Origin of the sequence: Chryseobacterium sp. MA9, from assembly GCF_024399315.1 — a bacterium.
Classification (GTDB): Bacteria; Bacteroidota; Bacteroidia; order Flavobacteriales; family Weeksellaceae; genus Chryseobacterium.
Map to the genome: position 1 here is coordinate 4,462,863 of NZ_CP075170.1, position 12,138 is coordinate 4,475,000.

General features: G+C 38.3%; 6 protein-coding genes, 2 tRNA genes and 2 rRNA genes (1 of these 10 cut by a window edge). 8 read left to right on the forward strand and 2 right to left on the reverse strand.

What is annotated here, in order from left to right; genetic code table 11:
* The first annotated feature begins 54 nt into the window (after nucleotides 1–54).
* Nucleotides 55–702 (forward strand): MgtC/SapB family protein, encoded by a 648-nt coding sequence (locus KIK00_RS20490; RefSeq protein ID WP_255814131.1) that lies wholly within the window; start codon nucleotides 55–57, stop codon nucleotides 700–702.
* 41 nt (nucleotides 703–743) lie between these two features.
* On the opposite strand, the gene KIK00_RS20495 is transcribed toward KIK00_RS20490, so the two are convergent.
* Complete coding sequence (locus KIK00_RS20495) at nucleotides 744–1,232, reverse strand: copper resistance protein NlpE (RefSeq protein WP_255814132.1); 489 nt, start codon at nucleotides 1,230–1,232, stop codon at nucleotides 744–746.
* 290 nt (nucleotides 1,233–1,522) lie between these two features.
* On the opposite strand from KIK00_RS20495, the gene KIK00_RS20500 reads away from it, so the two are divergent.
* From KIK00_RS20500 to KIK00_RS20510, 3 genes are all read left to right on the forward strand, one after another.
* Nucleotides 1,523–3,661, forward strand: a complete 2,139-nt coding sequence (locus tag KIK00_RS20500; protein WP_255814133.1) for a S46 family peptidase — start codon at nucleotides 1,523–1,525, stop codon at nucleotides 3,659–3,661.
* Between the two features lie 72 nt (nucleotides 3,662–3,733).
* Entirely contained in the window at nucleotides 3,734–4,735 is a 1,002-nt protein-coding gene (locus KIK00_RS20505) for a polysaccharide deacetylase family protein (protein ID WP_255814134.1), read from the forward strand.
* A complete protein-coding gene (locus KIK00_RS20510) occupies nucleotides 4,732–5,808 on the forward strand; it encodes a GNAT family N-acetyltransferase (RefSeq protein ID WP_255814135.1) in 1,077 nt (358 codons plus the stop codon). Before KIK00_RS20505 ends, KIK00_RS20510 begins: the two co-directional genes overlap by 4 nt.
* Before the next feature lie 86 nt (nucleotides 5,809–5,894).
* Here KIK00_RS20510 and KIK00_RS20515 read toward each other — a convergent pair whose 3' ends face one another.
* Nucleotides 5,895–8,762 carry a pitrilysin family protein gene (locus KIK00_RS20515; RefSeq protein WP_255814136.1) on the reverse strand — a complete coding sequence of 956 codons (2,868 nt, stop codon included), beginning with the start codon at nucleotides 8,760–8,762 and terminating at the stop codon, nucleotides 5,895–5,897.
* A gap of 1,118 nt (nucleotides 8,763–9,880) precedes the next feature.
* Between KIK00_RS20515 and KIK00_RS20520 the strand changes: the two genes are divergently transcribed.
* The 4 genes from KIK00_RS20520 to KIK00_RS20535 all read left to right on the forward strand — a co-directional run.
* A 16S ribosomal RNA gene (locus tag KIK00_RS20520) occupies nucleotides 9,881–11,397 on the forward strand.
* 196 nt (nucleotides 11,398–11,593) lie between these two features.
* Nucleotides 11,594–11,667 (forward strand) — tRNA-Ile (locus tag KIK00_RS20525).
* A gap of 83 nt (nucleotides 11,668–11,750) precedes the next feature.
* A tRNA-Ala gene (locus KIK00_RS20530) sits at nucleotides 11,751–11,824 on the forward strand.
* A 153-nt stretch (nucleotides 11,825–11,977) separates the two neighbouring features.
* Nucleotides 11,978–12,138 (forward strand): 23S ribosomal RNA (locus KIK00_RS20535); it runs 2,597 nt beyond the window's last position.
* Together the 16S and 23S rRNA genes with 2 tRNA genes alongside form the textbook arrangement of a ribosomal RNA operon.

Genomic DNA, 12,138 nt, shown 5'->3' on the forward strand with positions numbered 1-12,138 from the left:
GCCTTACAGATAAATTTTTTGTCGTAATTTTATTCTACGCTTAAATTGAAAAAAATGGATTTTCTTCAAGACCATTACACTGTCAAAAATGAATTGCTGCTTATTCTTATTTCTGTTATTTTAGGACTGTTCATTGGTGCTGAACGTGAATACAGAAATAAATCTGCTGGTCTCAGAACCTTCATTCTGGTATGTTTCGGAGCCTGTCTGTTTACTATTCTTTCCATTAAAATAGGAGTGGCGAATCCGGACCGTCTTGCAGCCAATATTATTACCGGAATCGGATTTTTGGGAGCAGGAGTGATTTTCAAAGGAGACAATAAAATTGAAGGCATTACTACAGCAACCACTATTTGGGCAACGGCTTCAATAGGGATGGCGGTAGGTTCCGGATATGTTTATATTGCACTGTTAGGAACAGCTTTGGTTCTGATCATTTTGAGTGCCTTAACCTATCTTCAGAATTTTATTGACAATTATCACAAAGTAAGAGAGTACAGAATAACACTTACCAATTCAGGAGATATTAGATATTGTGAAAGTATTTTCAAAGAGCAGCATTTAAACTATCAGATGATCAAACAGCAGTACTCACAAGGGAGTTTAGCGGTAATATGGAGATTAACAGGCAAAAATACCCATCATGAAGAAGTCATCAAACGGTTGGTAGATGATCCGAAGATTACAGCTTATCAGTTTTAGAGGGTATAAAAGCAAAAAAATAAAGGCCTGAGCCTTTATTTTTATTTTTTCTTGAATATATAAAGATCCTTGTTGGGACCGTCAATTTCTTTTCCTTCCATATCCAGCTGGATCAGCATATTTTCACCAACTTTATATTTATAGTTTGCTGTTTTTCCTTTTAAAGTGATCATACTTCCTGTTGCATCCCATGAGAAAGATCCCTTATCCTGATTCTTTGAATTTCTGTCAAGATATTCTTCAGAAATGCTGAATGTTTTATCATTATTCAGTGTTAAAGAAGTTTTGATGCCCGGACAGTCAGCACAGGGAACTGTCGCTTCATAAGTACCGGCCCAGTCTAATGCATTTTCAGAAGTGTCACCAGCTGCAGTAGGCGTCGCTTTAGTGATGCTGTCTGTAGCAATGGGTTGAACAGCTGTTGCAGAATCTGTGTTTGTACCGGTTGTTTCAGTCGTTTCTTTTTTAGAGCATGAAGTAAGGAACAGAACAGCTCCCATTCCCAACATGAGCATTTTGCTTTTCATCATAATAATTAATTTAAGTATGTTTTAATAAATAAAGTTACTTCCAATGAACAAAAACTGAGCCATAGGGTAGGAGGGAATGGTGAATAGACAATTCTCCCTGCTTGTCAATTTTTAATGAATTTATGATTAATTGGAAGTGCCGTCTAATAACAAATATTCACCTTTCATTTGTGAAACAAAATTCACTATTGACTATCTCTCTTTTTAAAAACGACCTTTTAGCAACTTTTCCGCCCGTTTTATAAGGTCTATTCTTATTTTTCTTTGTAAATTCGGGCAAAATTTTGATTATGACAAAAAAGATACTTTTATCTGTATTTCTTTTGCCGGCTGCAATGGCATTTGCACAACAATATGGAGGAATGTGGATTCCTACAGAGCTGAATGAAAAGGAAATGAAGGATTTGGGAATGAAGATTTCTGCAAAAGATATTTTCAATCCTCAGAAACCAAGCATAAAGGATGCGGTAGTACAGTTTAACGGCGGATGTACTGCAGAAATTATTTCGCCTAAAGGACTGCTCTTAACCAATCATCACTGTGGTTTCGGTCAGATTCAGGCGCATTCTACCGTTCAGAATGACCTTCTTTCAAACGGATTCTGGGCAAAAAATACACAAGGAGAACTGCCTAATCCAGGAGTAAAAGTAGATTTTATTGTAGATATAAAAGAAGTTACTGATCAGATTTTAGAAGGGACGGACAATCTGACAGAGCCGGAACTTACTAAAAGGATCAACAACAATATTGAGGTTTACAAAAACGCTCAGAAAATTGAATCTTACCAGTCGATCATGGTAAAGCCTATGTATTATGGAAACAAATACTATGCTTACACAATCGAAACCTATAAAGACATCCGTCTTGTAGGAGCTCCGCCTCAAAGTATCGGAAAGTTCGGAAGTGATACAGACAACTGGGTTTGGCCTAGACATACTGGAGATTTCTCTATGTTCAGAATCTATGCAGACAAGAATAATAAGCCTGCAGAATATTCAAAAGACAACGTACCTTACGTTCCAAAACACTACTTACCGGTTTCTATAAAAGATAAAAACGAAAACGATTTTACTTTTGTATTCGGATTCCCGGGAAGAACTACAGAATATCTTCCTGCAGTAGGTGTAGAGAAAATAATGAAGGATATTGATCCTGCAAGAATTGCTGTACGTGATGTTGCGTTGAAAACATTAGACGAAAAAATGCGTGTTGACAATGAAACGCGTATTAAATATGCTTCAAAATATGCTTCAGTAGCGAACTATTGGAAAAAATGGATCGGTGAAGTAGAAGGATTGAAAAAATCCAATGCTGTAGAGAAGAAAGTAATGTACGAAGGTTCTTTGGTAGCTAAGAACCCTGAAATCAAGACTACTTTGGATCAGCTGAATAAACTGTACAATGATCAGGCTCCTTATGCATTAAACAATGCTTATTACACAGAAGTAATCAGAAATGCAGAGACTTTGAAACTTGCCGGAGATTATTATGATTTCGTAGCTTCTGTAGAAGCAGGAAGAATGGATGAAAAGGAACTTTCCAAGTTAAAGACAAAATTAACTTCTTTCTATAAAGACTACAGTGCAGAACTTGATGCTAAAGTAACTGCAAAACTGTTAGCTTTGTACGTTAATAAAACAGCGCCACAGTTTTTGCCGGCAGGATTCAGTAAATATAAAGATGAAAACCAGAATATTCCTGTAATAGAAGATATGTCTAAAAACTCTATTATCACAGGAAGAACTGCTGTGAATGGAGGAACATTAACTACAGACATCGATAAAGCGTTTTCTAACCAGGATAAGTTGATCAAGACCTTAAAAAAAGATCCTATTTATCAGCTGTATGTTTCTATGAAAGAAACATATATGAAAACTGCAGATCCGCAATACACTTCAATGCAGGCAAAAATTGATGCTTTACAGAAAAAGTTCATGGCTCAGCAGATGCAGACGGATAAAGACAGAAAATTCTTCCCGGATGCTAACTCAACGCTTCGTGTAACATATGGTAAAGTAAAAGGTTCTACTCCTAGAGATGCGGTTTCTTACGGATACCAGACTCACCTGGCAGGAGTAATGGAAAAATACATTCCTGGAGATTATGAATTTGATGTTCCAAAAAAGCTGATTGATCTTTACAACAAAAAAGATTTCGGAAACTATAAAGATAAAACAGGTGACGTTCCTGTAGGATTTACTGCAACAAACCATACAACAGGAGGAAATTCAGGAAGCCCTGCTCTTGATGCCAACGGAAACCTTGTAGGATTGAATTTTGACAGACAGTGGGAAGGAACAATGAGTGATATCAACTATGATCCTCGTTTCAGCAGAAACATCATGGTAGATACAAAATATATCCTTTTCATCATTGAGAAGTTCGCTGACTCAAAGTGGCTTGTTGATGAAATGAAGATTATAAAATAATTTTTAAAAGTTATACCTTTAAGAATCTATTTGAATTGAGTTTTGAATAGATTCTTTTTTATTTTAAATAAGATGAAAGATAGGATCATCAATGTTTTGGCAGCTTTCGAATCTGATAATATCGGGAAATCTTTTCCGCTGGATTACTGTTTGCCGCTTTATCACAGTGTTTCCGACAGAGAGCTTCCCCATATAAAACATGTGATCCGTTATAAGAACACAAAACAGTTTGAAGAAGATCTCGATCATCTAGCAAAGAATTTTCAGTTTGTAGACTGGCAAGGGTTTAAAGAATTTACATCCGGAAATTTCAAACCTAAGAAAAAGATTGCTTTGCTAACTTTTGATGATGGTTTCAGAGAGTTTTATGATGTTGCCACTCCCATTTTGGAACGAAAGGGAATTTATGCCTGCAATTTTGTAAATCCGGCTTTCATTGATAATAAAGACATGATGTTCAGATGCAAGGCCAGCCTTCTTGCAGATGCAGTTGAAAAGAACAAAATTATAGATCCTGAGGTTTATCATGTGTTTTCTCTTGACAACCAAGTAGATAGAGGCGTTTTGCAAAAGAATATTTTACAGGTTAACTATCAGGGAAAGGATATGCTTGATCAGCTTGCAGAAAAACTTGAAGTGGATTTTAAAGCTTATTCAAAAGAATTCAAACCCTATTTAAGTACAGAAGATTTAAAAGAGCTTACCAGAAAAGGTTTTGGAATCTCTTCTCACAGTTGGGATCACCCGAAATATGGAGATTTATCTTTGAAAGAACAGATGGAAACTACGGATAAAACTTTTGCTTATTTAAAAGAAAATGGCTTCCTTTATGAAAGCTTTGCATTTCCGTTTACTGATTTTGAAGTACAGAGAGACTTTTTTGATGAGCTCTTTAAAAATGAAGAAATCTACTGCAGCTTTGGTTGTGCAGGGGTAAAGCTGGATAGTGTGAAGAAAAATTTTCAAAGAATTCCAATGGAAATGGGTGAGAGCGGAGAACAAATACTGAAAAGAGAAACTGCTTATTTCAAACTGAAAAGACTGATTAATAAAAATACTATTCTAAGAAAATGATAGTACTGAAAACATTCAACAGAAAAGAGCTGGAAGATTTTATATCATCCGGAGCTTTCCTTCAGTATGATTTTCTTCCTATTACAAAACATCGTGCACTGTCACATATTCAGAATCCTAAAGCGACAGAGGAAGATACCCTTCTTATTCTGGCATTTTTTGAAGAAAAGCTCATTGGTTATGTGGGATGTTTTCCGGATTGTTTTATTGTTGATGGCAAAGAAATCAGATATGCCTGGCTCAGTACCTTATATGTAAACCCGGAATACAGAAAGAAAAGACCTGCAAAAGCATTGCTGAAAAAAGTTTTTGAAGAATATGAAGGCAGAATTGCCATTACAGAATTTACCAAAGAAGCAGAAGCCCTCTACAACATTCTGGGTGTTTTTGAATATGTCTTTCCTAAAGATGGGAAAAGGTATTACTTCAAAACTGATGCAGCTAAACTGATTCCTGAAAAAAAGCCTGGAACACAGCCATTGAAACCTCTTTTTCAAACTCTGGATGTTGCTGCCAATTTATTAATCTCAATAAAGAACTTACCGGTACAGAAACCGGATTTCAAATATGAAGTTCTTCATCGTATTGATAAAGAAAGTGATGATTTTATGACTGAATTTTCAGGGATGCGCAATGCAGGTGAAATCAATACTTTTATAGATAATCCGTGGGTGTTGGAAGGGAAAAAAGATGAAAAATATTTCTTTTCAAGTTTTGCTGATACATTTACATACTTTTGGATTAAGATTTTCGATAAGAATAATCAACTCAAATCTTGCTTACTATTACAGCTCCGCGACGGATACCTCAAAATCCCTTACCTTTTTTCAACCTCTGATTTAGCTGAGGTTGTCCGGTTTCTAAATTATTTCATAGTTACCAATAAAGTGAAAGGTTTTACCAGTTATCAGACCAGACTGAATGAGGAAATACAGCAGTCAAAAACATTTTCTCATATCCATGACCGTGATTTTAAAAGAGAATATCTGTTTCATAAACAGCTGTTGGAATTACTTCCTGACAATTTTAACCCCAACTATCAGGACGGAGACGGGGATTGTATGATGACATAAGTAAATTATGAAGGATCATTGATCAATCAGTATTTATCATTTATAAAAAGCAAACCGCCCGATAATTCTATCGGGCGGTTTGCTTTTTAATGTCCGAAAATGTCTTTCAGACTTACTTCTTTAAATGTTCCCATTTTATTGACGGCTTCCATATTCAGATTTTCTTTTTTACCGATAATGGCTGTATTAAAATCTATGGACTTGACTTCTGTCTGATAAAAATGTCTGATATCTTCAAATTTCAGATCCTGAATCTGCTTATAGATATCTTTCCTGAAATCATAATAAATATTCAGTTTCTTCAATCTTAATGTATTGAAAAATATATTATTCCGGGTAACCCTTGTTGAAGCAATCTGCTTCAGAGCCGCATTTCTTGCATTTTCAAACTGAATAGGCACTTCAGGAAGTTCATTCATCAGTTCATTCAACGTATCCACAGCTATCATAAGTTTGTCAGGCTGAGTTCCGATATAAGTAGTCACATAATCAGGATGGTTGAGTTCAGAGTTGGCTGCGTAAGAAACATAGGCTGAATAGGCAAGACTTTTACTTTCACGGATTTCCTGGAAAACAATTGATGATAATCCCCGCCCAAAATATTCATTAAATACATTGATCTTTCCAAAATGAAGCGGGTTCACCAGATTTCCTTTTCCGATCTTGCTCATTTCCATCTGAACCATATCATAATTGATGAAATTTACGTTTCCTCCGGTAGCGGGCTCAGGATATTGTTTAGCTTCCGGGATCTGAAGACTTTCAGTTTCTATATACTGACCAATATATGCCTTGAAATTTTCAAAATTTTTACCATAGAAGAATACCTGATAAGGATATTTGAAAAGCTTTTTCATTCTGTCGGTGAAGACTTCAGAATTACAGCCTTCCAATTCCTCTTTAGAAATAATATCCGTAAAACGTGAGTGAGCGCCCAATTTCGTATAATTGGTCAGGGCTGTCATAATACGGTTTTTATCTTTCTTGATGGCCTGTCGGTTTTCCAGTACAGTTCCCACAAACTGATTGTAGATTTCCTGGTCTGGTTTTACATCATGCATCCAGTGCTGCAGGAGAGCAATACCTTTTTCTATATTTTCTTCCAGCCCGCTTAGAGAAATGATCAGCTGGTCATTCGTAGTTTTAAAATCATTACTGATTCCGACTTTGAAAAATTCCTTTTTTAAATCTTCAGGCGAAAGAGTATCTGTACCCAGGTATTGCAGCAACTGAGTGGAAATTCCTAAATCTCTGTCATTGTCACTCCCAAAAGGAAAAATGAAATGCAGCTGTGCAATATCATTATATTTATTCTTTACGAAACTCAATTTCTTTCCGTTAAGCTGATCAGTGGCAATCTCTTTTTGATAGTCGATAAATTCAGGTTTAATATCCTCAGTCTTATCCGCTAAAATTCCATTTAAAAACTCAGACTGGGTATCACGATTGATTTTAACTGGCGTAATACCTGGATTTTCAACTCTGATCAATAAATCGTTGACTCCTTTTTCTTTATTGACAACAACATAATTTTCTTTGAAAAAATCATTAGCAAAATTCACCACATCTTCCTTAGTAAAAGCAGCGTATTCATCCATCTCATTCAGTTCCTGCTCCCATGTTCTTCCTTTTATATAAGAATCATACAGGGTAGTAGCAAGTCCTTCCGCTGTTTCAAGACCCTTCATTCTCTGAATTTTGAAATCATTGATGATTGCTGGAAGCATCCAGTCCGGGAAATCGCCTTTCTTTATCAGTTCAATTTCCTCCAGCACCATGTTCGTTGCTTCCTCAAGAGTTTGGTTTTCTTTAGGTACGGCTACAATAGAAAAATATCCATATTGTCTTAAACCTACAGAAAAAGCCTGAGCCCAAAGCATTTTTTGAGTCTGATTGATATGCAGATCCAATAATCCGGCTTCGCCTCTGTTACTAAGGATATTGGCAACAACATCCGCAAGCATAGCATCCCTTGTTCCATAGCTTTCTGTCCTCCATGCAAGCTGAGTGCGTGGAGTAGTAGGGCTTTTCACTGTTCTTGTAACGATTTCTGTAATGGGCTGTTCAATAATCGGTGTCTTTTGTGGAAGCTCTTTATACGGCAAAGTGCCAAAATATTGATCAACTAATTGAATGGTCTCTTCAAAATCAAGATCACCAACCAGAACCATAGCATAATTATTAGGAACATAATATTCCTCAAAATACTTGTGAATAGCCTTCATTGAAGGGTTTTTCAAATGCTCAGGTCTTCCCAGTGTTGTCTGTTGGCCATTAGGATGTGTAGGGAAAAGAGCATTCATCAATTCATAGCTTACAAGTCTTGTGTCATTATCCTGAGCTCTGTTGAACTCTTCATATACAGATTCCAGTTCCGTATGGAAAAGACGAAGTACAATCTCAGAAAATCTTTCCTTTTCTATTTTCAGCCACTTTTCAAGCTCGTTGTTTGGAATATTGTTTTTATATACGGTTTCATCAAACCAGGTATGTGCGTTTGTTCCGGTAGCTCCCAAAGAAGAAATAGCTTTGTCATATTCGTTGGCAATGGCATACTGGCTGGCTTCCTGAGACACTTCATCAATCTTTTTATAGATCTCTTTTTTCTTTTCAGGATCCAGTTCTGCTTTATGCTCTTCATACAATGCTGATATCTGGTCCAGAAGTTCTTTTTCCTTTTCCCAGTTTTGGGTCCCGATTTTTGAAGTTCCTTTAAACATCATATGTTCAAGATAATGAGCCAGTCCTGTATTATCTGCAGGATCATTATTGCTTCCTGTTCTTACAGGAATGAAAGTCTGTATTCTCGGAGCATCAAAATTTTGAGCAAGAAAAACTTTCAATCCATTTTTCAAAGTATAGATTCTGACATTATTTTCGTCGTGGGTTACCGTAATATATTCGTATTGGCTTTTATCAGTATGAACCGTTTCCTTATATTTTCTGTCTGTCATATAAAACTCATTTCACTCCTTAGAATCCGGAATGCGCTACAAATGTAAGGAATCAAAAAAAATGTTGACTAGTTTTTATCACTATTACATCTATTGTTATAGTTGAAAAGGTGAATCATAAGGATGAAATAACAAGTAAATAAAGGCTCCTGGCAAGAATTTCTTTTCAAATAATATTTCATCACTATATATAGGTATAACATTTATGATACATTATTATATTTGCTTTTATAGGAGCTCCATCCTGCTATTCATTTTTACTCCTCGCGCCTTTGCTCTCCCGCCCTTCATGCCCTCATCTCTCTAATCTCTGCTGCGGGGTAATCATTTCTATCAGGGCTAGGGTATGAGACGAATTATGAATGATAAGTTATGAATGATGATCCAGGGTTCGTGTTATGAGGATCAGATTACAAAATACCGGGTTCATTCTATTCAATAGAAGGAACATTATCCCCAACTTATCTAAAGCATGTTTGTTTTAAAACAGCATTAGCTATTATATATATGTATACCTTTCATTACCCATTACAAATACTCTCCACCCCACCCATTCTCCACGCCTCTCCCGCATCCCTCCTCCCTCCAAACAAATGTTTAAAATTTTTCTCACTGCGTTCCAGTTGATTAGGGCTTAATATTACGTAAAGGTAAAATTTATGTTAAATAAAGTTGCGTGGTGTGTAGTAAGTTTCTATCTTTGCCCCACTGAAAAACGAGAGTATAACAGTAGCGCAGAGGAGCTTTTAGCTAAGCATAAAACATTATATACTTCAGAAGAGACGGGCAAAAAAACTTTAAAATTTTTCACAAAAAGAGTTGCGGGTTTAAAAAGAGTTTGTATCTTTGCAGTCCCAATTACAGGGAGCGCAGGAGTATAGAGATTGAGGTTTTGGAAGAGGATTAAGGTTACTTAAAAAACTTTAAAATTTTCTTCAGAAACATTTGGTCAAATCAAAATAAAGTTTTACTTTTGCACTCGCAAATACGGAGCGCCACTGACAGAAGAGAGTGCTTCGTTACAAAGCGAAAGATATAAAGATCATTGACATACAATATAACAACCAAGTAAGGAAAAACTAAAGCGTTAAAAAACTTTGAGTGAGTCAGACAAACATACAATGGAGAGTTTGATCCTGGCTCAGGATGAACGCTAGCGGGAGGCCTAACACATGCAAGCCGAGCGGTATAGATCTTTCGGGATCTAGAGAGCGGCGTACGGGTGCGGAACACGTGTGCAACCTGCCTTTATCTGGGGGATAGCCTTTCGAAAGGGAGATTAATACCCCATAATATATCAGATGGCATCATTTGATATTGAAAACTCCGGTGGATAGAGATGGGCACGCGCAAGATTAGATAGTTGGTGAGGTAACGGCTCACCAAGTCTACGATCTTTAGGGGGCCTGAGAGGGTGATCCCCCACACTGGTACTGAGACACGGACCAGACTCCTACGGGAGGCAGCAGTGAGGAATATTGGACAATGGGTGAGAGCCTGATCCAGCCATCCCGCGTGAAGGACGACGGCCCTATGGGTTGTAAACTTCTTTTGTATAGGGATAAACCTACCCTCGTGAGGGTAGCTGAAGGTACTATACGAATAAGCACCGGCTAACTCCGTGCCAGCAGCCGCGGTAATACGGAGGGTGCAAGCGTTATCCGGATTTATTGGGTTTAAAGGGTCCGTAGGCGGATGTGTAAGTCAGTGGTGAAATCTCACAGCTTAACTGTGAAACTGCCATTGATACTGCATGTCTTGAGTGTTGTTGAAGTAGCTGGAATAAGTAGTGTAGCGGTGAAATGCATAGATATTACTTAGAACACCAATTGCGAAGGCAGGTTACTAAGCAACAACTGACGCTGATGGACGAAAGCGTGGGGAGCGAACAGGATTAGATACCCTGGTAGTCCACGCCGTAAACGATGCTAACTCGTTTTTGGGCTTTCGGGTTCAGAGACTAAGCGAAAGTGATAAGTTAGCCACCTGGGGAGTACGTTCGCAAGAATGAAACTCAAAGGAATTGACGGGGGCCCGCACAAGCGGTGGATTATGTGGTTTAATTCGATGATACGCGAGGAACCTTACCAAGGCTTAAATGGGAAATGACAGGTTTAGAAATAGACTTTTCTTCGGACATTTTTCAAGGTGCTGCATGGTTGTCGTCAGCTCGTGCCGTGAGGTGTTAGGTTAAGTCCTGCAACGAGCGCAACCCCTGTCACTAGTTGCCATCATTAAGTTGGGGACTCTAGTGAGACTGCCTACGCAAGTAGAGAGGAAGGTGGGGATGACGTCAAATCATCACGGCCCTTACGCCTTGGGCCACACACGTAATACAATGGCCGGTACAGAGGGCAGCTACACTGCGAAGTGATGCAAATCTCGAAAGCCGGTCTCAGTTCGGATTGGAGTCTGCAACTCGACTCTATGAAGCTGGAATCGCTAGTAATCGCGCATCAGCCATGGCGCGGTGAATACGTTCCCGGGCCTTGTACACACCGCCCGTCAAGCCATGGAAGTCTGGGGTACCTGAAGTCGGTGACCGTAACAGGAGCTGCCTAGGGTAAAACAGGTAACTAGGGCTAAGTCGTAACAAGGTAGCCGTACCGGAAGGTGCGGCTGGAACATCTCATTTTAGAGCGTCTTTAGGGACGATAAACAAAATTAGTACGCAAGTACAAAGTACTTACTTAAAGTAAAGCTTTAGTTTTTTGTTTGGTTGGTTATATTAACAATACAAAACCCACTAGAAATTAGTAAAGGGAAAGAGATTGAGAAATGCAGAAGAGGAAAAGGGATTACTTATTACTCATGGATCATTACTCATACAAAGTCTCGTAGCTCAGCTGGTTAGAGCGCTACACTGATAATGTAGAGGTCGGCAGTTCGAGCCTGCCCGAGACTACTAATTAAAGCGGCTGGCAAATAGCTTATAGCTGAAGGCAATAAAGCCAACAGCAAGGAGCAAATCGCCAACAGCACCTAGAGGGGGAATTAGCTCAGCTGGCTAGAGCGCCTGCCTTGCACGCAGGAGGTCAAGGGTTCGACTCCCTTATTCTCCACAGTTTTGGAAGACTGATTTAAAAGTTACGGATGGAGCCAAAAACAACATCTGTTCATCAGTTGAACAAGAAGACATTAAGATCATTGACATTAACGGTAAAGACATCACAAAGAGAAAACCGAGCGCATAAAGCGCTTGAGTAACCAATAGGAAAGAAATCGTTAAGGGCGTATGGCGGATGCCTAGGCTTTCAGAGGCGAAGAAGGACGTGGTAAGCTGCGAAAAGCTGCGGGGATTGGCACACACGAATTGATCCGCAGATGTCCGAATGGGGCAACCCGTCTGGTTGAAGACCAGTCATCCCTTAGGGGA